Source organism: Nocardiopsis oceani (assembly GCF_054777395.1).
Genome location: NZ_BAAHAR010000048.1, coordinates 23,283 through 47,683, shown reverse-complemented (window position 1 = coordinate 47,683; position 24,401 = coordinate 23,283). Strand labels below are relative to the sequence as shown.

Here is a 24,401-nt window from a genome sequence, read left to right as displayed (position 1 = left end):
ACAGATCCATTTCCCGAGCACCCGGGCGAATCCTCGGCGGACCGATCACGAGGACGGGTAGGCGTGGGGCGCCGTCAGAGACGCGTCCAGCGTTGGAGCAGGGTCCCCTCGGACTCGATTAGCAGGCGCGGTACCAGCGACCGGTCCACGTCAGCACCAGCGGTGATGCGCTGTTGCGGACCGCCGGCCAGCATCGGGACGACGGTCAGGCAGAGTTCGTCGAGCAGGTCTGCCGCCACCACGTCGCGCAGCAGGTGGGGGCCGCCCTCGCACAGGATCCGCGACAGGCCGCGTTCGTGCAGTGCGGCCACCGCAGCAGGCAGATCCACCTCGGAATCTCCTGCGACGATCACCTGGTCCGGCCCAAGGGTCTCCTGGGCATGATCCAGTCCCTGGGCCCCGGCGCACGTCACCATGAGGAGCTGGCCCCGGTTGGGGTGGTCGGCGGCTAGAAGCGGCGGCACCTGGGCGCTGCGGCTGACCACAGCCAGGGCGGGCCAAGGGCCCCTCCCCTCGGCCAGGGCCTGCTCCCGGTGTGTGCCGGTGCGTGGCGAGACGCGCCGATAGCTCTCGGTCCGCGCGGTCCCCGCGCCGACCAGCACCAAGTCAGCGAGGTCGCGCAGAAGCGTGTAGACCACATGGTCAGCGTCCGTGTTGATCGACCCGCTCCGACCATCGGCGCCCGCCGCCGCGCCGTCCAGAGTCGTGACCATGTTGCCGCGCACCCAGGGACGGTCGGTGGTGTCGGGCCAGGCGTAGAGCCGCGCCAGCTCCTCCGCACCCAAGGTGTCGCCCGGCGCGGCAGCACCGGGGGCGACGTCGTTCAGGAGGAGCCGCACGACCACACCGCCACCAGGTACATGACCCCAAAGGGGTCGTCAGCGTACAGCAGCTTGGCCCGGACCGGTTCTGCAGTCTGGGCCGCTGCCGAGGCCATGACCTGCCAGGCGGCTCTCCCGGCCGCCATCAGTTCCGCAGCGAGGCCGGGGGGCAGGTGGAGCAGTGCCGCCGCGTCGCCCCTGGCCAGCGCGCGGCGCACGCCCTCGTCGAAGCCGAAGGAGCGCTCGTCCAGGTGGCCGGGGGCTTTCGCCCCTCGCCGGGCGCTGCCGTCGCCCATGACGAGCAGGGCGACCCGTTCGGGACGCGCTGCGATCCAGACGGCCAGGTCCTCCACCTGCCCGAGCGTGGCGTCCCAGGCCACCGTGACCGTCTCGACGGGGACCGCAGTACCATTGTCGTCGAGCAGGCGTCGAGCTACCCCCAGGCTGAGCGGCAGCGTCTCGTCCTGGCGTACCCGCTCACCGGTGCCACCGTAGGCGCGGACCGGCACGGGTCCGAGCCGGTGGCCGGATCTCACCTCGGCCCCGCCGACGACGAGCACCACGTCCGGGGAGTGTGCCAGCAGCGCGGACAGGGCCGACCCGCAGGCCTCGCGCAGCTCGGCGGCGACGTCCTGTCCGCCGGTCAGCTCCCGCAGGAGCAGCGGCGGGTGCGGGCACACCGCGGCACCCACGATCATGTAGTGCTCCTCACGCCAGCCCCCGAACCGTTCGAGCCGGTGGCCGCACACCCCTGATAGTGGCGACCATGTCCAGTACCTGCCGGGTCTCCACGACCTCGTGGACGCGGAAGACTTGAGCCCCGTGCCATGCCGACACAGCGGTCGCCGCGAGTGTGCCGGTTAGGCGCTCGGTGAGCGGGAGATCGAGAGTCTCGCCGACGAAGTCCTTGTTGGACAGGGACACCAGGACCGGCCACCGGGTCGCCACCATCTCGTCGAGTCGACGGGTCAGCTCCAGCGAGTGCCAGGTGTTCTTTCCGAAGTCGTGCGCGGGGTCGATGAGAACGGACCCGGGATCGACCCCCAGCGCGACCGCTCTCCGCGCCTGGGCCACGGTGGAGTCGATGGCATCGCGCACCACGTCCTCGTAGGCTATCCGGTGCGGCCGGGTGCGGGGCGTGACCCCGCCGGTGTGGGTGCACACCATGGCCATGTCGTACTTGGCGGCGACCTCGGCCAGCCCCGGGTCGTGCCCACCCCAGGCGTCGTTGAGCAGGTCGGCCCCAGCTTGGCAGACAGCCTCCCCCACCGAGGCCCGCCAGGTGTCCACGCTGATGACCAGATCGGGGAACTCGGCCCGGACCGCGGCGACGAAGTCGACGACGCGGCGCTTCTCCTCGTCTGCGTCGATCTCGTGGCCTGGAGCCGCCTTGATACCGCCGATGTCGACGATGTCGGCGCCCTCGTCCACCACCCGGCGCACACGCTCGAAGGCAGGACCGTCGTCCCAAGTGGCGCCCTTGTCGTAGAAGGAGTCAGGGGTGCGGTTGACGATCGCCATGACCAGCGCGGTGTCAGCGGCGTACTCCCTGCCGCGCAGCCTCAGCACCGGCCCACCGCCTCCTGGACTCCGTGGACCCGCGGCCCAGGATCGACCTTGCCCGCAGGCATGCGCTCGACGACGCTGACACTATTGGTGATCACGGCTCCTCCAGACCCGTACTGGCGTATCTCGACGTCGTCTCGGCCGTGTTCCAACCCGATCCGCCGGTCGGCGACGGCGAGCAGTTCGGTCGCCATGGAGCCGAGTCCGCGCAGGCCCTGGTGCCGGTGGGCCCGCCGCCCCATATCGACCTGGGCGATCGCGTCCACGCCACTGCGCAGGTGCGTGTCGACCAGGACGGCCAGCTCAACGCCGTAGCCGGTTGGGATCGGCAGGCTCTCGATGAGGTCACGCCGGATCGCCCACTCCCCGGACAGGGGCTGGATGACGCCCGCGAGCTCCGGCCAGCGCAGGGCGATGGTGGGCCGGGCGACCAGCTCGGTGGCCCTACCGCCCTCGGGCTCCGCGGTGGCCGGCGCTCCCGGCAGGTCGAGCACCCGGTCGTAGAAAGCCTTCACAAGCGAAACCTCGGGATCCGTGAGCACGGGGCCTAGCAGGCCGGACACGAAATGGGTGTCCCACTCGACCAAGTCGGCGTCCAGGAAGGCAACGATGTCACCGGAGGTGACGAAGAGGGACTTCCACACGGCCTCCCCTTTGCCCCGATGGTGACCGAGGTCGGGTCGCACGTCGAGGGTGCGGTGCACGGCGGCCCCGGCCTCCCGAGCCCGTGCACCGGTGCCGTCGGTGGAATCAGAGTCCATCACGACGATCTCGTCGACCAGGGGGTGCCTCTCCACGAGGTCTGCCCGGATCCGGGCGACGACGCCGCCCACGGTGGCCTCCTCGTCGCGGGCCGGTATCACCAGGCTGACCGTCACCCCCAGACGTGCCTTCAGCGCGACCAGGTCCTCCACGGACCAGTCCCACCACCGGTAGGTACGGTTTTCGAAGGACGTGATGCTCACAAAACCTCCCAGCGGCAAGCCTAGAGCACGCTCTCTTCCCCGACCCGGCAAGGTTCAACTGCCGGTGAAACGGGGTTCCCGCTTTTCCACGAAGGACCTCATTGCCTCCGTCGAGTCGGTGTCGCCGGGTCCGATCCCCAGGAACGTGGCCTCTTCGCGCCAAGTCTGCTGGATGCTCATGTCGAAGGCGTTGTTGATCTGCGACTTGATGTGCGAGATTCCGATCGTCGGACCGGACGCCAGGCGTTCCGCCCACTCCGTGGCGGTCGGGAGCACCTCGTCGTCGGGCACGCAGCGGTTCACCAGCCCCCACTCCTCGGCGCGTTCAGCGGACAGCGCGTCCCCGAACAGGGCGAGCTCCTTCGCCCGGACGGCGCTAAGGCTGCGTGTCAGCAGGTAGGCGCCACCCGCCTCCAGCGGCAGTCCGCGCCGGACGAACACCTCACAGAAGCGCGCGCTCCGACCCGCGATGACCGCGTCGCAGGCGAACGCGAAGTTGGCCCCGAACCCGTAGGCGGGGCCGGACACCGCGGCGACGATCGGCTTGGTGTTGGTCCACACCTTCTCGATGACGCGCCACCACCCGAACCTGAGTCCGTCCTCGCGTCTGACGTGCACTCCGTTACCGCGCCGGTACTCGGGGGGTGTATCGTGCACGTCCTCCTGACCAAGGTCAGCACCTGAGGAGAAGGCCCCGTCCGCCCCCGTGACGAGGCCGGCCCGGATGCCCGGGTCGAGGGATACCATGTCGAGAGCGTCGAGGAGAGCTCTGCGGAGGGGCCGGTCGACGGCGTTGCGCACGTGTGGCCGGTTCAGGATCAACAGGGCCACGCCGTTCTGGACCCCGAAGTCCAGCCCGAGTTCCTTCCACTCTTCCCTCTTGTGTTGCATGGGCGTCCTTTCGTAGATCCGACCCGACTCAGCTTCCGGCCCTGAGGAGCGCGGCAAGGCGCTGTCTGTGTCGGCGGGCGTCACCGAACTGGAACTGGAGCGTCTTGACCCTGCGCAGGTACAGGTGCGCCGGGTGTTCCCACGTGAACCCGATCCCGCCGAGGACCTGGATGGCGGTCTCGACGACCGCGGTGGCCGCCGTGGAGCTGTAGGCCTTGGCCACGGAGGCGGCTTCGTGCGCCTCCTCCCGCGACGTGTTCAGAGCGAGGCTAGCCGCCCGGACGGCGGCGCGTTGGGACTCGACCTGGACGAGCATCTCGGCGCACAGGTGCTTGACCGCCTGGAAGGAGCCGATGGGCCTGCCGAACTGCTCGCGGTTCCTGGCATGGTCCACGGCGAGTTCGAAGGCTCGCTCGCAGGCGCCCAGAGCCTCGGCGGCCGCGGAGACGGCACCGACGTCGAGCAGCCGCTCGGCACCGTCCCGGAAGTCGCCGCCCAGACGTTGGGCCGGGACTGCGCGAAACGTGACGCGGGCCTGTCGGCGCGTGCGGTCCAGGACGTCGAGGGCGACGGTCTCCACGCCCGGCCCGTCGGCCCCGACCTCGAAAAGCCCGATCCCGCCCGGGCTGTCCTCGGCCGTCACGAGCAGAGTGTCAGCTGACTGCGCGTTGATCACCGCGGTCTTCACCCCGGTGATCTCCCACCCTCGAGGCCCGTGCACGGCTCCGGCCCTCTTAGCCTCCGGAACGTCGTCTATGGCGAGCGCCAACCCGCCATCACCTCTGGCGACGGCGGGCAGGTGGCGCTCGCACGCGTCCCGGTCACCACTCGCAAGGAGTGCCGTCGGCACGAGCACGGCGGCGGAGAGCACCGGACCGTCGTAGAGGGCCCGGGCCGCTTCCTCCAACACGACGGCGCTCTCCACGTGGGTCAGACCCAAGCCGCCGTGGTGGTCCGGGACGAGCAGACCACCCACGCCCAGGCCGCCAGCCAACTTCCGCCAGACCCCGGGGTCGAACCCGGTACCGGCGTCGTCCGCCCCGGCGTGCGCTTCGAGGAAGGCGCGGACGCTGGAGCGGAACTCCGCTCGCTCGTCCCCTGAGAGGGTCGTCGGTGTCACGAGCGAGTCCGCGGGCTGCTGGACCATACGGTTCTCTCCTTGAGTCCGGCGCCGTCAGCGCGGCAGGCTGAGCACGCGCTCGGCGAGCAGGTTCTTGACGATCTGCGTGGTACCGGCGGCTATGGTCGTCGCGGGGGCGGTCAGGTAGACGTGAGCCGTTTCCCGGTCCGCGCCTAGGACCGCGTCGGCCCCCGAGATGTCGGTGAGGGTTCGGTCGAGTCGCTGGCTGGTCTCGCTCCAGACGAGCTTGATGATCGACTGTTCCGCGCCCGGCGCCTGGCCCACGTCGAGACGGTCGAGGAGGTCGCGACCGAGCATTCCGACCACTCGGGCCTCCACGTAGCGGGTGAGCATCTCGTCCCACTCCAGCGGTGACAGCTCTCTGCCGTCGCCGCCCGCGCTGTGAGTGAGCACGGCCTTCCTGGCGCGTTTCTCCACTCGACCCGCGAAGGCGGCCACGCCCGCGCGTTCGTGCCCCAGCGTCGTCATGGTCACGCGCCAGCCCTCGTTCACAGGGCCGAGCAATCTGTCCGCTGGGACTCGGACGTCGGTGAAGAAGACCTCGGCGAAGCCGGCATCCCCGTTGATCTGCCGGATGGGACGCACCTCGATGCCGGGTGAGTCCATGTCGACCAACAGAACCGAGATGCCCTTGTGCTTGGGGGCGTCCGGATCGGTCCGCGCCAGGAGCTGCATGTGGGTGGCCTGGAGCCCGTTGGAGGTCCACGTCTTCTGCCCGTTGACGACGAAATCCGCTCCGTCGCGGACTGCCCGGGTACGGAGAGAGGCCAGGTCGGAACCGGCCACGGGTTCGCTGAACCCCTGGCACCAGATCTCGTCGGTGGTGAGAATGCCTCGCAGGTGCTCCCGTTGCCGCTCGTCGCCCCACGCCCGCAGTGTGGGCCCGACGTTCTTCACCCCGAGCATGCCGGGAAGACGGGGCGCCCCGGCGTCCGCCAGGACGTCTTCGGCCGCGAGCGTGTCGCGTGTGCCCAGGCCCCGGCCGCCGTGTTCCTCGGGCCAGCCCGGCGCCGTCCACCGTCCCTGGGTCAAGATGCGCTGCCAAGCCAGGGCGGCTTCCCAGGAGTCGGTACGCCCAACCCACTCGACACGCCACCGAGGCAGGTGTTCGTCGACGAACACCTTCAGCTCGTCGATCGGTTCGCTCATGTGGACTCTCGCTTCAACGAAGGGGACCCGCGTGACAAAAATATATACCTGTTTATATTCTATGACACAATAGTTTCACTTCAGCGGACCAGGGAGCATCGGCACATGGGTCAAACGGACTTGGATCGCACAGCACCTGCCACTGTGCGGTTGAACGGGGCCGACGGCCTCCGGCTGACAGCGGATGTCTGGGGGCACAAGGGTGCCCCGAAGGTCCTCATGCTGCACGGCGGCGGACAGACACGGCACTCGTGGAAGGCCACGGGCGGCCTCCTCGCTCAGCAGGGCTTCCAAGTGGTCGCTCTGGACAGCCGGGGCCATGGCGACAGCGACTGGTCACCCCAAAAGCACTATGGGTTCGAGCGCAACCGCGACGACGTCCTGGCCGTCCTCGACCAGGTCGGCGGGCCCGTGATCATCATCGGGGCGAGCATGGGCGGCCTCACAGGCATCCTGGTCGCCGAGGAGGCGGGGCCGGAGCGCGTACGAGGACTCGCACTCGTCGACATCGTGCCCAGGTTCGAGACGCGGGGCGGCGACCGCGTCGGCGAGTTCATGCGCGGAGCACCCGAGGGGTTCTCTTCCCTCCAAGAGGCGGCCGACGCGATCGCGGCCTACCTCCCCCACCGGCCGCGCCCCAAGAGCACCGAGGGACTGCGCCGTAACCTGCGTCTTCGGGAGGACGGCCGGTGGCACTGGCACTGGGACCCGGCGATGATGGCCAACCCTCCCAAGGGCGATCCCATCGCGTACATGGCGTCGCTAGAGAAGAAGGCCAGTTCCCTGACGATCCCCGTCATGCTTCTCCACGGGAAGCTCTCGGACGTCGTGACCGACGAGGGCGTGGGGCGGTTCCGCGCAGCGGTGCCGGGCTTGGAGGTCGTCAGTCTGCCCGGAGTCGCGCACACAGCCGCGGGGGACGACAACGACGCCTTCACCAGAGCCGTGGAGGACTTCTGCGCCCGCCTGCTCGGCACCGACCGCACCCGCCCGTCCTAGGGTTGGACCACGAACTTACGGAAGGGGCGGTTCCTTGACCCGGTTGCCGTATCTGAGCCCCGCGGACCTGGCCGACGGCGCGCTCGGCGCGGAGCTCACGCCTCACGGCGGTGTCGAAAGACCCGTGGCCGTCGTTGACCTGGACCGTGTCCAAGGCTGGGGCGTCGCGGTGATCGAGGCCGCACGTGAAGCAGCCGCCACCAGTGACTGTCTCCTCGTGGGCCTCACCCGACGAGCCACCGCGTGGGCACCCGAGCTCACCGACGCGCTGGCCCTCACGCTCACCGCGCCCAACGCAACGGGTGGTCCGGATCCACGCCCCCTCGTGGCCGTCCCCGACCCCGAGGAGGCTCTCGACGTGCTGGCCCGGTCGGTCGCGGGATCCCCCGTCGCCGCGCTCACGGTGGCCGGACTGCTGCGCCTGACTGCCCGGCTACCGGTGCGCGAGGGCCTCGTGGCGGAGTCTCTGGCCTACTCGACCCTGCTGGCCGGACCCGAGTTCCGGAGCTGGCGGGCACGCACACCGAGTCGGCCCCCCATACCAGTCGACGATCCCGTCCTGCTGTCCAGGGACCGAGACACCCTGCGTGTGGCGTTGAACCATCCCCAACGGCACAACGCCTTCGGCCGGGACATGCGCGACGGCATCGTCGAGGCGATGCGCCTGCCCGCGCTGGATCCGACGATCACGCGGGTCGAGCTCACCGGCAACGGAAGGTCGTTCTGCAGCGGAGGGGACCTCGACGAGTTCGGCACGGCTCCGGACACCGCGTCGGCACACCTGGTCCGGCTCCACCGGAACGCGGGAGCGGCGATCCACCGGTGCGCCGACCGAGTCACGGCCACCGTGCACGGGGCGTGCATCGGCGCAGGGATCGAGGTCCCCGCATTCGCTGGCCGGATCGAAGCCAGGCCAGACGCCTACTTCCAACTTCCCGAGCTGCGCATGGGCCTGCTCCCCGGTGCTGGCGGCACAGTGAGCATCACTCGCCGGATCGGCCGCTGGCGCGCCGCCTACCTCGCGCTCAGCGGCGCGCGGTTGGACGCCGACACGGCCCTGAGGTGGGGGCTGGTCGATGCCAAGGTCTGACCGAAGCACCCCCGTGAACGGCAGCGGGCCCCCAGCGGTCACCGTGCTCGGCGACGGCCCGACCGCCGACCATGCCCGTGACCTGCTGGCCGGTCTGGGCGCGGAAAACCTCCCGGATCCGGGCGCAAGCCGTTCCCGGGCGACGAGCCTGGACCTCTCGCGGGCACCGAGCGCGCTCCGGGACTGGGCGGACTCCGGGGCCATGGCGCTGAGCGGCCCCCGGGAAGGACCGCCCGTGGCCGCCCCCGGATGTCCGGCCAGCGCGTTCCGGGCGGCCCTGGCACTCTTCTCCCTGCTGACCGAGATGCGTACCGGTGCCCGGATCGGTCTGTCCGGTGCCCGGTTGCTCGGCGAACGGGCCTCGCTGGTCGGACTCGCCCGACGCGGCCCATGGTCCTGCGGCGGTGCATTCCGCGCACTGCCCACCGCCGACGGTTGGTGGGCGATCTCCCTTCCTCGTGCCCACGACCTCGAGCTCATCCCGGCGCTAGTCGAACGACGGGTGCACGGGGACTGGGACACTCTGGCGAACTGGTCCCGGGAGCGCACCGCGGCCGAAGCCTCCGAACGCGCGCAGACACTCGGACTGGCCGCCGCTGTGGTCCCCGCCGAGCCCGGCGCCGCCGACGACGAACAGGCCCGGCACCGACGCGCGCACTCTGGAGCCGCGTCCCCGCTAAGCCTCGGCGCTCCCGGTGGCCCACGGCCCCTTGGCCGGCACGCGCCGGTGGTCGTGGACCTGACCTCCCTGTGGGCGGGGCCGCTCTGCGCCCACCTACTGGGGCTGGCCGGAGCCGACATCGTCAAGGTCGAGAGCACTCGGCGCCCGGACGGAGCCCGTGGCGGCTCACGCGACTTCTACGACCTCCTGCACCGCGGTCACGCGTCCGTGGCCCTCGACCTGGCCTCGGAGGAGGGCAGGTCAGCGCTCCGGCGGCTCGTCGCTGCGGCCGACGTCGTCCTGGAGGCGTCCCGGCCCCGCGCGCTGCGGCAGATGGGGATCGTGGCCGAGGAAGCCGTCGAGCGGGGGACCATTTGGACGAGCATCACCGCGTATGGGCGTTCCGGCCCGTGGTCCAACCGCGTGGGGTTCGGTGACGACGTGGCCGCCGCCGCGGGCCTGGTGTCCCGCGACGGTCCGGTCCCCCTCCCCTGCGGTGACGCGCTCACCGATCCTCTGACCGGTGCGCACGCCGCGGTGGCCACGGCCACCGCGCTGCTCGGAGACCGGGGGAGGCTGATCGACGTCTCCATGCGCGAGGTCGCCGTCAGCGCGGCTCGCGGCGCCGCCGAACCGCACGACGTCCGCCGGAGCCGGGACGGCTGGACGGTGGAGACGGCGGAGGCCACCTTCCCCGTGGAGCGGCCGCGGCACCGCCCACCGGGCCCGCCAGCCGCCCCGCTCGGCGCGGACACTGCGGCCACGCTCACGCGGCTCGGTGCGGCGTGAGTCTGCTGATCCTCGGCGCCGAGGTCGAGGGCCGCCCTTGCGACGTCCGGGTCCAGGACGGCAGGGTGGCCGAGATCGCCAGCGGCCTGCGCCCCGGAAAAGGCGAGGAGGTGATCACCGCTCGCGGTGGCGCACTGCTGCCCGGGCTACACGATCACCACATCCACCTGCTCGCGCTCGCCGCGGCGGCGGGTTCAGTGGACTGCGGGCCGCCACGGGTCACCGGCCGGGAACAGCTGCGCGAGGCCCTGCGCTCCGCCGCCGCTGCCTCCCCCGCCGACACCTGGCTGCGCGGCACCGGTTACCACGAGTCCGTGGCCGGTCTGCTCGACCGAGACGCCTTGGACGCGATGGTGCCCGAGCGGCCCGTCCGCGTCCAGCACCGCGGCGGCGCCGTGTGGATGCTCAACTCCCGCGCGCTCGACGAGCTCGGCTCGGAACTGAGCTACTCGGCCGACGTCGAACGGGACGCACGCGGCGCTCCGACCGGGAGGCTGTTCCGCTACGACACACGCTTGCGCGCCGCGGTCGGTGGCACCTCCCCCGACCTCGGCGCGGTCGGGACCCGGCTGAACGGCTTGGGGATCACCGGGGTGACCGACGCGACCCCTGACCTCGGCACGATGGGGCTGGGGCTCCTCGCCGCGGCCGTGGCCGACCGGCGTCTGGCGCTCCGCGTCCTGTCGCTGGGGGCGGACGTCGGCGTCCGGCTTCCCCCTGGGCTCGTCCTGGGGCCCCGCAAACTCCTGTTGCGCGATCACGACCTGCCGGGGTTGGACGAGCTCACGGGCGAGGTCGAGGCAGCGCACCGCGTGGGGCGCCCGGTGGCCGTGCACTGCGTGACCCGGGAATCCCTCCTGCTCACGCTGGCGGCGATCGATGCTGTGGGCGCCCTGCGGGGCGACCGGGTGGAGCACGCGGCGGTGGTCCCGCCGGAGGTCGGCGACCGGATCCGCCGGATAGGACTGCGGGTGGTGACCCAGCCCAGTTTCGTCACCGACCGCGGCGAAGACTACCTGAGGGAGGTCGATCCCTACGACCACGACCACCTGTACCCGTACGCCACGCTGCTCGCCTCGGGCGTACGGGTGGCGCCCTCCGGTGACGCCCCGTTCGGGGACCCCGACCCCTGGCGGAACATGGCGTGCGCGGCGTCCCGCACAACCACTGCGGGGACCGTGGTGGGTCCGCACGAACGCGTCCCGGCCCGCACCGTCCTCGACGGTTACCTGAGTCCTCTGGAAACCCCCGGATCGGCGCCCCGACGGGTCGCCGTGGGTGCCCCCGCCGACCTCTGCCTGCTGGGCGCGCCCTTGGCCGAGGTCCTGGCCGAGCCCACGGCGGAGCACGTCCGCGCGGTCGTCAGCTCCGGAGTGGTTACACGACCGCGGGAGCGGACCCGCCCAGGGTCGGATCCGCTTCCGCGGTGACGCCGTCAGACCGCCTGGTGCTCCGCGGTCAGCTGGGTGAGCACCCGGCGGCGCACCAGCTTGCCCGTCTCTGTCCGGGGCAGCTCGTCCCAGTAGGCGATGCGGTCCGGGGTCTTGCTCCCTCGAAGCGCGGCCCGGACGAAGGCGCGCAACTCCTCGCTGTCCACCTCGTGCCGGGGCCGGGTGACCACCACAGCCTCGATCCGCTGACCCCACTCCTCGTCGGGCACACCCACTACGGCGACGTCCAGAACCGCCACGTGCCGCAGCAAAACGTCCTCGATCTCCGCCGGGGCGATGTTCTCCCCGCCCCGGATGATGGTGTCGTCGAGGCGCCCACCGATGAAGAGGTAGCCTTCGTCATCGACGAAACCCATGTCCCGGGTGTCGAAGAATCCGTCCTCGTCGACGGCCCGGCCCTTCCCCGCGTACTCGGCAGAGACCTGCTCCCCGCGCACGCAGATGCGGCCCGGAACGCCGGGGACCACGACCTTTCCCTGGTCGTCCCGGATCTGCAGCTCCACGCTCGGCAGAGGCCTGCCCACGGAAGAGAGCCTGGCGCGCACGACGGGGTCCTCACTCTCCAGGGACCTGCGGTGGTCCTCGGGCCCCAGGACCGCGATCGTGGAGCTGGTCTCGGTGAGCCCGTAGGCGTTGACGAAGTCGACGTCGGGCCACATCCGCAGTGCTCGTTCGATGACGGAGGCCGCCATAGGAGCACCTCCGTAGGCCAGGGAGCCCAGGTCGGGGAGTTCCTTGTCCGCGTCGGACTCGACGATGCGCGAAAGCATGGTCGGAACGACGAGAGCGTTGGTGACGCCCTCCCGGCGGGCCAGGTCGAGCCACTCCTCCGGAGTGAACCGCTCCAACACCATGAAGCGGCGGCCCGCGTAGAGGTTGGTGATCACGTTGGCGACCGCGGCGATGTGGTACGGGGGAACGCTCACCAGTGCCGCGTCCTCGGGCGCGGCGGCGGCGAACTCGACCGAACTGAGCACGTAGGACACGAGATTCTCGTGGCGCAGCAGCACGCCCTTGGGCGCCGACGTGGTGCCGCTCGTGTAGATAACGACCGCGGGGGCGTCGGTGTCGGTCTGTTCCGCGCGCGGGGCGGGGCTCCGGGTGTTCTCGACCCACTGCTCGGGGGTCTGGGTCGACAGACCGGCGCGTTCCAGGATCGCCGTCTTGCCCGCTTCGGCGATACCGAGCGCTCCGGAATGGTTGGCCAGCAGGGCGTCGAGTTGTTCGGCGCCGAGCCGGTAGTTCAACGGTACCAAGGGGACGCCGGCGTAAGCCGCGGCGAACATGGCGACGGGAAAGGCGGGACCGTTGACCGCGAGGTAGACCACCGCGTCCGCCTTGGCCTCGCGGATCGCGGCGGCACCCTCCATCGCCATCTCCCGCAGCCGGGCCGCGGTGAGACCGCCCTCCCGAGTGCCGATGAGGACACGGTCACCGAAACCCTCCGCAGCCATGTCGAGCAACATCGTCAGCTTCATGAGCACACTCCTGTCCGCACAGGTACCCCTAGTCCGACGCAGGCAGAGGCTTGGTGTCCTTGACCGAGAGCGGCGTACCCTCCACGGCCAGGGACGCCTCTCCTGGCTTGGTGCAGAGCAACTCGATACTGTCGGCCTCGTTCACGTAGCGCTTACCCAGCTGCGTTCCACCCAGATGTTCCGGGTGAGCTTCGGCCGAGGCGACCGCGCCCGCCTCCTTGGCGTCGACCATGGCCACTCCGCCGCACGTCACGGAAACGTCCGTGTCAAGCGCTCGCACCACGATGACGGCTGTCTGGTCGACGGCACTGGTCAGGGCCTGTCCGACACCCAGCTTCACAATGACCCCCTTCTCGTCGCCACCTGCACGACGACTCGAACACACTGGCAGCTCATGGTTGAAATCTACCAACATAGCGCTTTAAAAGATAGATGATTGATCTGTTTAGCGACCTCGCCAGACTGGCGGCCGCTTCTCTGCGAAGGCTGCTGCACCTTCCTTGGCGTCCTCGGATTCAAAGACGGGCCGCATGACCTCCGATTGCTCCCGCCATCCCTCTTCGAGACTCCAGTCCGCGCTGGCACGGGAGATCTGTTTGGTCGCGACCATCGCCAACGGACCGTTGGCCTCCAGGGTCGCGGCGAGTTCGAGTGCCCCCTCGATCGCACCGCCTTCGGGGGTAAGCCGGTTGACCAGGCCGACATCGGCGGCGCGCCGGGCGCCGATCGGGTCACCGGTGAGCAGGAGTTCCAGCGCGACCGCGTACGGCACCCGACGGGGCAGCAGCAGCGCGGCGCCACCGCCCGCCACCAGCGAACGCTTCACCTCCGGGACACCGAACATGGCCGTTTCGGCCGCCACCACCAGGTCACAAGCGAGCAGGAGCTCGAACCCCCCGGCCAGCGCCCAGCCCTCGACCGCACCGATGAGCGGCTTGCGCGGCGGCGTGATGGTGATGCCCGCCAGGCCCCTGCCCTCGATCGCGGGACTCTCACCCTTCAGGAACGCCTTCAAGTCCATCCCGGAGGAGAAGGTTCCCCCGGCACCGGTCAACACACCCACACGCAGGTGGTCCGAGGCGTCCAACTCGTCCGCGGCCTCGGCGATCCGGCGCCCGGCGGCGGCGTTCAGCGCATTCCGGGATTCAGGCCTGTTGATCATGATGACCTGGACACCGTTGCGCTGTTCAACCAGAACCTCGTCTGCCACTTACCTCTCCCTTGATCAGCGGGCGACCAGGAGGACCACCCTTGCGAGAGAGTAACACAATGAGTTTAATAATTAAATTCCCATCCTGGCTTTACCCGAACACGGACGGCAAAAGCCCTCGGCGCCTTCTCCTCGCATCACGTGATGCGAGGAGAAGGCGCCGAGGGCTCCGTTAGCAGGGACCTCCGAGAACGGAGGGTCAGTGGCCGCCGTAGATGTCAACGAGCGTCTTGGCGCGGTGCGTGCGCAGCGTCCGCTTCTGGATCGCCTGCATGCGCTCACCCCAGAACTCGGCCGCCTCGTCGCTCTTTCCCTCGCGCACCAGACCCATGGCCTTGTCGATCACCTTGAGGGTCGCTTCGAGATCGCCGTTGTCCTCGGTGAGCGCGTCGACGAGCTCCTTGTGCACGACCTCGGTCAGAGTGCCGTACAGCAGTGCCAGGGTCTTGTTGCCGGCGCACTCGAACAACGTGACATAGAACCTCGTCCAGATCTGCGCGCGAACCTCCGGCTCGGCCTCCAGCCCCTCGAGCTCCCGCAGGATGGACATCAGCTTGCGGGTGGCTGTGGCCCTGTTCCGCCGCTGGGCGAGCAGGCGAATGGCGAGCGGCTCGATCAGCGCGCGGGCCTCGTACACATCCTTGAGCATGACACCGTCGAACTGCATCATCAGTCCCAGGTACCGAGCCGCCACCGTCACGTCCGGACGCGAGGCCCGCGCGCCTCCGCGCGAACCGCGCCTGACCGTGATGAGGCGTTCCGACTCCAGGACACGGAAGGCCTCACGCAACGAGGGCCGGGACACCCCGAACTGGGCCATCAGCTCGGACTCGGAGGGCAGTGCGCCACCCTCGGGGATCTCGCCGCTGACGATCTGGCCTCGAATCACCTGAGCGACGACCTCGGCCGTCTTCGGAACACGGACGTGCTCCGTGGCGACCATGCTTGACGTCTGTGGCACGGGGCCACCCCTTCACCGTGGATTCAGTCAATCCTCTACTGTTTATCAATCCTACTGTACAGTACAATGATTGAATGAACTGATCCCCGCATGAGGTGCCCGTCGTCATACTCACCCCGGCTCAGAGCACAGCATGAGCACCGGCGCCGGGTCCATCCGTAGCACCTCGGAGAGCTCCACCCGGCGGTCCTGGGTCGCGGCCCCGAGTTCGGCCATCACCGCACCCACGTCGTCGGCCTCCACCTGGTAGGCATTGACGAAGCGGGCCTTGCTGGGCGCCAGTTCCACTTGTTCCTCGGGAATCGCGAAACGCGCCCCGCTCACCACCCCTTTCACGTGTTCGACGACCTGCGGAATGTGCACTTCGTCGCACCAGCGACCGAACTCCGCGTCGTCCGTTGTAGCCGACGGACTGGAGAACGCAAGTAGCAGCGCACGAGCCATGGTGTTTCCCTTCGTTTTCAACGGGTGCCGGAGCGCGCCCGTAGGTTGGTCTGCCCTCTGCCGGCGAGATCTTCGACAAGAGCCGGCAGCATAGCCTCGTCCAAGCGCCGAGAACGATCTCCCGGCACCGCCTGCCGCAGCGCCGCCCCCAGCGTCGCCCGCACGGAACCGACCGCCGACGCCCCGTACTCGCCGAGCACCCCGTCGACGAGCCTCAGCCTTTCCAGCTCCGGAGCGGTCACCCGCAGGGACCGGGCCGCCTCCGCCGCCCGGTCCGGGGTCCGCCACAGGATCACCGAGGCGGCCTCCGGCGCGATGACCGAGAAGACAGCCCCCTCCAGCATGTAGAGGCGGTCGGTGTAGGCCAGTGCTACGGCACCGCCACTGCCGCCTTCCCCCACGACGAGGGATACGCTGGATGTCGAGAGGTCCGCGAGATCCCGCAGCGTCCGGGCGATCTCACCCGCCACCCCTCCGGCCTCCGCCTCGGGTCCCGGCTCGGCACCGGGCGTGTCCACAAGTGTCAGGACAGGCAGCCCGAGCCTGTCGGCCATGCGGATGGCGCGCTGAGCCAGGCGGAACGCCTCCGGCCCCTGCCTTCCGACCGCCCCCTCGGAGTGCCGGTCCATCGCCACCACCACAGCGCGGACACCGTCGACGACCGCCAGGCCAGCGCGCACGGTGCGGTCGGCCCCGCCCAGGTCCAGCCAGGACGAGCACAGCGCCGCCGCCCACTCCAGGCCGGAGGGTCGACGCCGGGCTCGCGCTCGGAGCACGGTCCGGTACGCCCTGCCGGGCACACTCCGGTTCCTGGACTCGGCGGACGCCGGGGGCCGCCCCGGCGGGAGCAGGAGTCCGCGTTCAGCCGCCCCCAAGGCGACAGCAACCCAGGACTCGTGCTTCTCGGCGTCCTCGACATGGTCGACGAGCCCGGCGGCCAGAGCGCTCTCGGCGGTGTTGCTCCCCGGCGGGGGCGCCGCCCCGGTCACGTGTTCGACCACTCTGGGGCCGCCGAAGCCGATCGTGGCTCCGGACTCGGCGATCCGCAGATCCGTCAACGATGCGTAGGAGGCGTACACTCCGCCCGTCGTCGGCGAACGGAAGCTGGCCACCGAGAGGAGTCCCGCCCTGGAGTGGGCGGAGGCGGCGGCCGCGGTGCGGCCCATCTGGACGAGGGAGAGCATCCCCTCCTGCATGCGGGCGCCACCGGTCCGAACGACCGCCAGGAGCGGCAGCCGGGCGTCAATCGCGCGGTGGTACGCCCGTGCGACCTTCTCCCCCGCCACGACACCCATCGACCCCCCGAAGACGTCGAACTGGCTCTCGACGATCGCACAGGGAACCCCGCCTATCCGAATGAGGCCCGTACGCACGGACTCGCGGTCCAAAGGGGGAACGTAGGAGGGAAAGTCGAGCGGGTCGGCCGAGACCAGTCCCGTGTCCCACTCCCTCAACGGGGTGCCCATGGAGAAACCTGGCGCCACAGCTACCACCTGTCCGAGCCTGCCCGGGAGACACTCCGGTCATCCTGGGGCGCGTGTCCAATCTGGCGCTCAGGAAATCAGATCATTTTACTGATTGCAATCTTTTCTCTCTCATAGAGGCATCACTCCAGGGTGCACCCCCGCGCACCTACCATCCTGCCCCGCCCCGGACCTGGCGCTCGTCAAACGATGTTGGACCGACCCCTTGTGCTGTCCGTGTGACAAAGTTAACCTCTCTTTCATCTAACTCTTTCAGCTAAAGGTCGACAGGGAGTTGTCATGCCGCTGCAACCATGGATGAATATGTTCTCCACGGACGACCACCTCATCGAGCACCCCCGGGTGTGGCAGGACCGACTGCCCAAGCGGTTCCAGGAGGCGGGCCCCCGCATTGTGGAAGACCCCCGTGAGGACGGCCCGCCCGCCCAGGTCTGGCAGTACGAGGGTGGCCGGTACCCCAACATCGGATTGAACGCAGTCGCCGGTAAGAAGCCCGAGGAGTACGGCGTCGACCCCATCCGGTTCGACGAGATGATCCCGGGCTGCTATGACCCCAAAGCGCGCCTCAAGGACATGGACCTCGACGGGGTCTACGGTGCGCTGTGTTTCCCCAGCTTCGCCCGGTTCAGCGGGACTATGTTCATGGGCGGGGAGGACAAGGAGCTCGCGCTCCTGTGCACCCAGGCCTACAACGACTTCGTCATCGACGAGTGGAGTGCGGCCGACCCAGACAGGCTGCCCCCGGTGATCATCCTGCCGATGTGGGACGCCGAGGCCTCCGTCGCCGAGATCCACCGGACCGCCGCCAAGGGCGCCAAGGCGATCTCGTTTCCCGAGAACACCGTCCCGCTAGGCCTTCCGTCCTTCCACACCGACCACTGGGACGGGGTCTTCGCGGCGGCGTCCGAGACTGGCATGCCGCTCGCGATGCACTTCGGCAGCTCCGGTAAGCCGCCAGAAATCGCTCCCGAGGCGCCCTTCGCTGTGATGATCACCCTGTACGGGTGCAACTCCATGTCCGCGGTGACGGAGTTGATGTTCTCACCCGTCTTCCACAAGTTCCCCGACCTCAAGGTCGGCCTCTCCGAGGGCGGCATCGGCTGGGTCCCCTACATCACCGAGCGCGCGGACTTCGTCTGGGAGCGGCACCGCCACTACCAGAACGTCAACCAGACGGTCCCCCCGTCGGAGCTGTTCCGCAAGCACGTCCACGGCTGCTTCATCTCCGACGAATACGGCGTGAAGAACCGGCACGATATCGGAATCGACAACATCACCTGGGAGTGCGACTACCCGCACTCCGACTCGAACTGGCCGCACAGCCGCAAGATCGCCGAGGACGTCTTCCGTGACGTACCGGACGACGAGGTGCACAAGATGGTCGAGCTGAACACGCGTCGGCTCTACAACCTCCCCGACCGCACTCACGTATGAGCGTCGACGGCACGAGAGAGCCAGAGAGGAGACCACGATGGCCGAGCAGCCGATCGACGCCGATGACTGGACCGAACAGGACCTCCTGACCCGTTCCGAGGCCTCGGGACGCTTGAAGGAGGCCGTAGCCGAAGCGGAGGCCGAGCTGGCGGAGGCCAGGAAGCAGTCTGCGCCGGACCCCGCGGTCGTCGACGCACTCCAGGGGCGCCTCGACGACCTGCGTGAGGCCCTGCCCCTCCACAGCGAGAGCGCGGCCACTGCCTGATCCCACCGGGGGAGCCGGATACCCGGGTCTGGCCAGCGGAGCCCTTGAGCCCAGCTGGCCAGACCCGTCAACCCCGGCAGAAGAGAGAGCCTCATGAGCACGAATCCGATATCCGCTTCGGTGGACACAGCGCGCCTCGCGCGTTGGATGGACGAACAAGGGCTACCCGGCCGGAACCAGGAGCCGGGGCTGGATCGTCTGGACGGCGGATCCCAGAACGAGCTGTTCGTGGTCTCCCGCGGCGGCTCCCAGAGCGTGCTGCGCATGCCGCCCCAGGGGGCCTCCTCCGGGCGCCGCAAGGAACTGCTGCGGGAACTGAGGGTCCTACGCGCCCTCAAGGGAACCGACGCCCCGCACGCGGAACTGGTCGCCGGGTGCGAGGACCCCGACGTCCTGGGCGTCCCCTTCTACCTCATGGAGAGGATCGACGGCTGGTCCCCCATGGGCGGCTGGCCCGAACCGTACGCGAGCGACCCCGAGATACGCGGGAAGCTGGCCTTCGCCCTGGTCGACGGTGCCGCCCGACTCGCCAGCGTGGACTGGCGCGCCCGAGGGCTCGAGGGGTTCGGGCGACCCGAGAGGTTCCACGAACGACAGGTTGACCGCTGGCTGTCCCACCTGGAGCGGTTCCGCTTCCGGGACCTGCCCGGACTGGATGAGGCCTCCGCGTGGCTGCGCCGCAACCGGCCGCGGAACTGGGAGCCCGGCATCATGCACGGCGACTTCCAGTTCGCCAACGTCATGTTCACCCACGACGTGCCCGCGCGGCTCGCGGCGATCATCGACTGGGAGATGACCACCGTCGGCGACCCGCTCCTCGACCTGGGTTGGGCCCTCATCGCCTGGCCCCCCGAAGGCGCCGACATGGAGCACGCTCAGTACCTCGACCTCACCGGCATGCCACAGCGCGAGGAGTTGCTGGCTCACTACGAGAAGGTGAGCGGCCGGTCCACCGAGGACATCGACTACTACGTGGTGCTCGCCCGGTGGAAGCTCGCGATCGTTCTGGAGGGCGGGTACGCGCGCTTCGTCGCGGGCGACCCCGTCGACCCCAAGGTCGAGAACTTCGGCCCCCTCGTCCTGGAACTGATGCGCAAGGCAGCCGAGCTGGGCACCGCGCTGGATTCGGTGGGGAAGTGACATGGGCTACGCCGAAGAAATGTTCGACCTCACCGACCGGGTCGTGCTGGTCACCGGGGGCAGCCGCGGGCTCGGTCGGGAGATGGTCCTGGCCTGTGCCCGCATGGGCGCCGACGTCGTGGTGGCCAGCCGAAACCTGGAGTCCTGCGAGATCGTGGCCAAGGAGGTGGAGGAGACCACCGGACGCGCGGCCCTTCCCCACGCGGTCCACGTCGGACGCTGGGACGAACTTCCCGGCTTGGTCGAGGCCGTGTACGAGCGCTTCGGACGACTCGACGTCCTCATCAACAACGCGGGCATGTCACCCCTCTACGAGAGCCTCACGGACGTTCCGGAAAAGCTCTTCGACTCCGTCGTCAACCTCAACCTCAAGGGGCCGTTCCGGCTGAGTGCGCTCGCGGGTGAACGCATGGTCGCCGCCAAGGGCGGGTCGATCATCAACGTCAGCTCCACCGGTTCCCTGCGTTCCGTGGAGAGCATCATCCCCTATGCCGCCGCGAAGGCGGGCCTCAACTCGCTCACCGACGGGTTCGCCCAAGCCCTCGGCCCCACCGTCCGGGTCAACACCCTGATGTCGGGGACCATGTTCACCGACGTGTCGAAATCGTGGGACATGCGGAGCTTCAACCACAGCATCAAGCGCATCGCCCTGGAACGGGGCGGGGAGCCCCACGAGGTCGTCGGGGCCGCGCTCTATCTCGCCTCCGACGCCTCTTCCTACACCACCGGGGCCACGATCCGGGTCGACGGAGGTATCCCCTGACCCGGACCCCATCCCCGCCCGACACATCACAGGAGCCGCTCCCATGCCGTGGGATTTCAGTACTGACCCCGAATTCCAGGAACTACTCGACTGGGCCGACGCGTTCGTCCGCGAGGAGGTCTCCCGTCTGGACCTGTTGTGGCCACACGACGTCTACAAGCCTCTCACTGAACAGCAGCGCTCCGTCGTCGCGCCGCTGAAGCAGGAGGTGCGCGACCGGGGCCTGTGGGCCTGCCACCTCAGCCCCGAGCTGGGTGGCAAGGGCTACGGTCAAGTCAAGTTGGCCCAGCTCAACGAGATCCTCGGCCGGTCACTGTGGGCGCCGCGGATCTTCGGCACCCAGGCGCCCGACACGGGCAACGCGGAGATCATCGCGCATTACGGGACCCAGGACCAGCAGGACGCCTACCTCACTCCCCTGTTGGAAGGGGAAATCGTCTCCTGTTTCTCCATGACCGAGCCCCAGGGAGGCGCGGACCCCGGTGTCTTCACCACAAGAGCCGAGAGGGACGGCGCCGACTGGGTGATCAACGGGGAGAAACTCTTCTCTTCCAACGCCCGATGGGCCGAGTTCCTCATCGTCATGGCCGTCACCGATCCCGAGGCCGACACCCGTCGGCGCATGTCGATGTTCCTGGTGCCGGCTGACACCCCCGGGATCGAGATCGTGCGGAACATGGCCACCTGGGGGGAACCGGAGGAGGAGGCCTCGCACGCGCTGGTGGCCTACAAGGACGTGCGGGTGTCGGCGGACGCGCTCCTGGGCGCCGAGGGTGACGCCTTCGGTGTCGCACAGACCAGGTTGGGGGGCGGGCGCGTCCACCACGCCATGCGCAGTGTCGGTCTGGCGCAGTACGGGCTGGACATGATGGCCGAGCGTGCCCTGTCGCGCCGCACCAAGGAGGGTCGGCTGGCGGACAAGCAGTTGGTCCAAGGCTTCCTCGCCGACTCCTATTCCGAGATCCAGCAGTTCCGGCTGCTGGTCATGTACACAGCCTGGCAGATCGACCGTCACAACGACTACCAGCGGGTACGCAAGGACATCGCTGCCATCAAGGCCCGGACGCCGCGGGTGCTGCACGAGGTGGCCCAGCGGGCGGTCCAGGTCCACGGAGCGCTGGGCGTCACCACCGAGATGCCACTGATGCGGATGATCGGGACGGCCCAGTCGTTGGCGCTGGCCGACGGCCCCACGGAGGTGCACCAGCTGACGGTCGCGCGGCAACTGCTGCGGGACTACAAGCCCGCGGACGGCGCATGGCCCTCCGCACACCTGCCGACCCGCCGGGAGGAGGCGCGCATGGCCCTGTTCGGGGACTCCGCTCCGTGATCCCCTCCCCGACAGGGAGTCCGTTGATGGAGTCGGTCACCGTGCGCGGCTCCGAGATCCGGTACGGGGTCAGTGGGCGGGGTGAACGGCACCTGCTGCTGGTCCACGGAAGCGCGGCCCACCACCAGTGGTGGCACGCGGTGCTCCCCGCCCTAGAGGCGCGGTGGCGGGTGGTCCGGATGGATCTGAGCGGACACGGCGACAGCGCGCACCGGGACCGCTACGACCTGGCCACCTGGGTGGCGGACGTCCGTGGCGTGCTCGCCGCCGTGGGCGCGCGCGACACGGTCCTGGTGGGCCACAGTCTGGGTGGACGCGTCGCTTTGGCCGCGGCGGCCGAACGGCCAGCAGAGCTGGGCGGTCTCCTGCTCCTGGACGTCGGCGTGTTCACCCCTAGTCATCTGGCGCGGCGGCGGAACACCGCCCGCCGCCGGGGCCGGCGGGAATACGCCACCTACGAAGAGGCGACGGGGCGCTTCCGGCTCGTGCCGGACCAACCGGCCCCGCCCTCGGAGATCCTTGAGCCGGTCGCACGGTCCTCCGTGCGCCCCACCTCGGCCGGTTGGACCTGGAAGTACGACCAACAGGGGTTTCCTCCGCTGTACGGCCCCTTCGTTACCGAGAGCGCAGCCGCCCTGAAGGTGCCCGTGGGGTTCGTTTACGGCGAGCTGAGCCCGCTCGTGGACGCCGCCGCGGCACGACACCTCCGGGCTGCGGCGGCCACGGAGGTCGAGATCAGAGTGGTGCAGGGCGCCCACCACCATCTGATGCTCGACTCCCCCGACGCGTGTGCCGCCCTGATCGACGAGCTGGCTTCGGGGATGCGCACGGAGGCATGACCTGCCGCACTCCTTAGAGTTTAATCAGTGATATAGATTAGATCTACTAGCCAAATAGATGCGATCCGCCTAGAGTCGAGTCATGCTCTACATCGATGGAACATGGGGCCCCGCGGAGGGCGGTCGTGAGTTCGAGTCAGCCGATCCGGCGACGGGCGAGATCCTGGGAAAGGTGGCAGACGCCGGGTACCCGGACGCCGTCCGGGCCGTGGAGGCCGCCGACCGAGCCTTCTCTGAGTGGTCGAGGCGTACCGCGCACGAGCGCTCAGCAATCCTCTACCGGGCTTGGGAACTCATGACGGCGCGTGGCAACGAGCTCGCGGAGCTGATGACCCGGGAACAGGGCAAACCGATTCGCATGGCCCGTGCGGAGGTGACCTACGCCGCCGACTTCCTGCTGTGGTTCGCTGAGGAGGCGAAGCGCGTCTACGGCGAGATGATCCCCTCCGCGCGGGCCGACCAGCGCTTCCTGGTCATGCACCAGGCGGTGGGGGTCGCCGCGGCCATCACGCCATGGAACTACCCGATCTCGATGCTCACCCGCAAGATCGCACCCGCGCTCGCCGCCGGGTGCACCATCGTCGTCAAGCCGGCCGAGCAGACCCCACTGTGCGCCATCGAGACCGTGCGCCTCTTGGAGGAGGCCGGGGTCCCGGCCGGGGTGGTCAACCTCGTCCCCTCGTCCGACCCGGTCGAGGTCGGCGACGTGCTCGTACGGCACCCGAAGGTGCGCAAAATCAGCTTCACCGGCTCCACCGAGGTCGGCAAGCTCATCGCGACCAACGCCGCGGACCAGATCAAGCGGGTGTCCATGGAGTTGGGCGGCCACGCTCCGTTCATCGTCTTCGACGACGCCGACCCCGTCCACGCGGCCAAAGGCGCGGCAGCGGTGAAACTCCTGAACACCGGGCAGGCCTGCATCTGCCCGAACCGGCTCTTCGTGCACTCCACCATCGCGGAGCGGTTCACCCAGACCCTGGTCGAGCGCATGGGGCGGATGACCGCGGGACACGGACTCACCAAGGGTGTCTCGGTGGGCCCGCTGATCGACGCCGAGGCGCTCGAGAAGATGCGCGCCCAGGTCACGGACGCTGTGGCCCACGGGGCCAGAGTGGCCCTGGGAGGGGAGCGGTTGACCGGCCCCGACCACGACAACGGGCACTTCTGGGCGCCGACCGTGCTCACCGGGGTGACGCCGACGATGCGCATCTACCGGGAGGAGACCTTCGGGCCGATCCTGCCGATCGTGGAGTTCGACGACCCCGAGACCGTCGTCGGCATGGCCAACGACACCTCCTACGGCCTCGCGTCGTACGTGTACACGCAGAACATCGGCCGGGCACTGCGCACGGCCGAGGCCCTGGACTTCGGGATCATCGGGATCAACGACATCAACCCGACCTCGGCTTCCGTGCCCTTCGGAGGTGTGAAAGAGAGCGGGCTCGGGCGTGAGGGGGCGAAGGAGGGCATCCACGAGTACCTGGACGCGAAGGTCTGCGGGATCTCCCTGCGATGACGGAGGTAACGAGC

24 protein-coding genes are annotated in these 24,401 nt (G+C 69.3%); 11 read left to right on the top strand and 13 right to left on the bottom strand.

Features of this window, described 5'->3' with window-relative positions; genetic code table 11:
• Positions 1–74: 74 nt before the first annotated feature.
• Genes ACYVDG_RS26030 through ACYVDG_RS26000 form a run of 7 tightly spaced genes read right to left on the bottom strand, consistent with a single transcriptional unit; the run spans position 75 to position 6,533 of the window.
• Entirely contained in the window at positions 75–839 is a 765-nt protein-coding gene (locus ACYVDG_RS26030) for a pyrimidine reductase family protein (RefSeq protein ID WP_460759019.1), read from the bottom strand.
• Positions 824–1,519, bottom strand: a complete 696-nt coding sequence (locus ACYVDG_RS26025; RefSeq protein WP_460759015.1) for a class III extradiol ring-cleavage dioxygenase family protein — start codon at positions 1,517–1,519, stop codon at positions 824–826. Before ACYVDG_RS26025 ends, ACYVDG_RS26030 begins: the two co-directional genes overlap by 16 nt.
• 10 nt (positions 1,520–1,529) lie before the next feature.
• Positions 1,530–2,390, bottom strand: coding sequence for a dihydropteroate synthase (gene folP / locus ACYVDG_RS26020; protein WP_460759012.1), 861 nt, complete (start codon positions 2,388–2,390; stop codon positions 1,530–1,532).
• Positions 2,384–3,352 (bottom strand): glucosyl-3-phosphoglycerate synthase, encoded by a 969-nt coding sequence (locus ACYVDG_RS26015; RefSeq protein ID WP_460759007.1) that lies wholly within the window; start codon positions 3,350–3,352, stop codon positions 2,384–2,386. The genes folP and ACYVDG_RS26015 overlap by 7 nt, the downstream gene beginning before the upstream one ends.
• 54 nt (positions 3,353–3,406) lie before the next feature.
• The gene (locus ACYVDG_RS26010; RefSeq protein WP_460759003.1) at positions 3,407–4,243 is read right to left on the bottom strand and encodes an enoyl-CoA hydratase/isomerase family protein; all 837 of its coding nucleotides are present in this window, start codon (positions 4,241–4,243) and stop codon (positions 3,407–3,409) included.
• Between the two features lie 28 nt (positions 4,244–4,271).
• Positions 4,272–5,390 (bottom strand): acyl-CoA dehydrogenase family protein, encoded by a 1,119-nt coding sequence (locus ACYVDG_RS26005; protein WP_460758999.1) that lies wholly within the window; start codon positions 5,388–5,390, stop codon positions 4,272–4,274.
• A 27-nt stretch (positions 5,391–5,417) separates the two neighbouring features.
• Positions 5,418–6,533 carry an acyl-CoA dehydrogenase family protein gene (locus ACYVDG_RS26000; RefSeq protein WP_460758995.1) on the bottom strand — a complete coding sequence of 372 codons (1,116 nt, stop codon included), beginning with the start codon at positions 6,531–6,533 and terminating at the stop codon, positions 5,418–5,420.
• Between the two features lie 105 nt (positions 6,534–6,638).
• On the opposite strand from ACYVDG_RS26000, the gene ACYVDG_RS25995 reads away from it, so the two are divergent.
• Genes ACYVDG_RS25995 through ACYVDG_RS25980 form a run of 4 tightly spaced genes read left to right on the top strand, consistent with a single transcriptional unit; the run spans position 6,639 to position 11,502 of the window.
• Positions 6,639–7,532, top strand: coding sequence for an alpha/beta fold hydrolase (locus tag ACYVDG_RS25995; RefSeq protein WP_460758991.1), 894 nt, complete (start codon positions 6,639–6,641; stop codon positions 7,530–7,532).
• Positions 7,533–7,566: 34 nt separating this feature from the next.
• Positions 7,567–8,622 (top strand): enoyl-CoA hydratase/isomerase family protein, encoded by a 1,056-nt coding sequence (locus ACYVDG_RS25990; protein WP_460758986.1) that lies wholly within the window; start codon positions 7,567–7,569, stop codon positions 8,620–8,622.
• Positions 8,609–10,072 (top strand): CoA transferase, encoded by a 1,464-nt coding sequence (locus ACYVDG_RS25985; RefSeq protein WP_460758982.1) that lies wholly within the window; start codon positions 8,609–8,611, stop codon positions 10,070–10,072. The genes ACYVDG_RS25990 and ACYVDG_RS25985 overlap by 14 nt, the downstream gene beginning before the upstream one ends.
• Positions 10,069–11,502: an amidohydrolase family protein gene (locus tag ACYVDG_RS25980; protein WP_460758978.1), complete on the top strand. Its 1,434-nt coding sequence runs from the start codon at positions 10,069–10,071 to the stop codon at positions 11,500–11,502. The genes ACYVDG_RS25985 and ACYVDG_RS25980 overlap by 4 nt, the downstream gene beginning before the upstream one ends.
• Before the next feature lie 5 nt (positions 11,503–11,507).
• On the opposite strand, the gene ACYVDG_RS25975 is transcribed toward ACYVDG_RS25980, so the two are convergent.
• The 6 genes from ACYVDG_RS25975 to ACYVDG_RS25950 form a co-directional block, all read right to left on the bottom strand.
• Positions 11,508–13,001: a class I adenylate-forming enzyme family protein gene (locus tag ACYVDG_RS25975; protein ID WP_460758973.1), complete on the bottom strand. Its 1,494-nt coding sequence runs from the start codon at positions 12,999–13,001 to the stop codon at positions 11,508–11,510.
• A gap of 28 nt (positions 13,002–13,029) precedes the next feature.
• Entirely contained in the window at positions 13,030–13,341 is a 312-nt protein-coding gene (locus ACYVDG_RS25970; RefSeq protein WP_460758969.1) for a hypothetical protein, read from the bottom strand.
• A 105-nt stretch (positions 13,342–13,446) separates the two neighbouring features.
• Positions 13,447–14,211 (bottom strand): crotonase/enoyl-CoA hydratase family protein, encoded by a 765-nt coding sequence (locus ACYVDG_RS25965; protein ID WP_460758965.1) that lies wholly within the window; start codon positions 14,209–14,211, stop codon positions 13,447–13,449.
• Positions 14,212–14,410: 199 nt separating this feature from the next.
• Positions 14,411–15,172, bottom strand: a complete 762-nt coding sequence (locus ACYVDG_RS25960; protein WP_460758961.1) for a FadR/GntR family transcriptional regulator — start codon at positions 15,170–15,172, stop codon at positions 14,411–14,413.
• A gap of 111 nt (positions 15,173–15,283) precedes the next feature.
• Positions 15,284–15,616 (bottom strand): hypothetical protein, encoded by a 333-nt coding sequence (locus ACYVDG_RS25955; protein ID WP_460758957.1) that lies wholly within the window; start codon positions 15,614–15,616, stop codon positions 15,284–15,286.
• A 17-nt stretch (positions 15,617–15,633) separates the two neighbouring features.
• Positions 15,634–17,082, bottom strand: a complete 1,449-nt coding sequence (locus ACYVDG_RS25950; RefSeq protein ID WP_460758952.1) for a carboxyl transferase domain-containing protein — start codon at positions 17,080–17,082, stop codon at positions 15,634–15,636.
• 297 nt (positions 17,083–17,379) lie between these two features.
• On the opposite strand from ACYVDG_RS25950, the gene ACYVDG_RS25945 reads away from it, so the two are divergent.
• From ACYVDG_RS25945 to ACYVDG_RS25915, 7 genes are all read left to right on the top strand, one after another.
• Positions 17,380–18,534 (top strand): amidohydrolase family protein, encoded by a 1,155-nt coding sequence (locus ACYVDG_RS25945; RefSeq protein ID WP_460758945.1) that lies wholly within the window; start codon positions 17,380–17,382, stop codon positions 18,532–18,534.
• A 37-nt stretch (positions 18,535–18,571) separates the two neighbouring features.
• Positions 18,572–18,799, top strand: coding sequence for a hypothetical protein (locus ACYVDG_RS25940; protein WP_460758942.1), 228 nt, complete (start codon positions 18,572–18,574; stop codon positions 18,797–18,799).
• Positions 18,800–18,892: 93 nt separating this feature from the next.
• Positions 18,893–19,939, top strand: coding sequence for a phosphotransferase family protein (locus tag ACYVDG_RS25935; RefSeq protein WP_460758937.1), 1,047 nt, complete (start codon positions 18,893–18,895; stop codon positions 19,937–19,939).
• 1 nt (position 19,940) lies between these two features.
• On the top strand, positions 19,941–20,702 hold the full coding sequence (locus ACYVDG_RS25930; protein ID WP_460758934.1) for an SDR family NAD(P)-dependent oxidoreductase: 762 nt from the start codon (positions 19,941–19,943) through the stop codon (positions 20,700–20,702).
• A 43-nt stretch (positions 20,703–20,745) separates the two neighbouring features.
• Positions 20,746–22,032, top strand: coding sequence for an acyl-CoA dehydrogenase family protein (locus ACYVDG_RS25925; protein ID WP_460758931.1), 1,287 nt, complete (start codon positions 20,746–20,748; stop codon positions 22,030–22,032).
• Positions 22,033–22,058: 26 nt separating this feature from the next.
• Complete coding sequence (locus ACYVDG_RS25920; protein WP_460758927.1) at positions 22,059–22,871, top strand: alpha/beta fold hydrolase; 813 nt, start codon at positions 22,059–22,061, stop codon at positions 22,869–22,871.
• 82 nt (positions 22,872–22,953) lie between these two features.
• Entirely contained in the window at positions 22,954–24,387 is a 1,434-nt protein-coding gene (locus ACYVDG_RS25915) for an NAD-dependent succinate-semialdehyde dehydrogenase (protein ID WP_460758922.1), read from the top strand.
• The last annotated feature ends 14 nt before the right edge of the window (positions 24,388–24,401 follow it).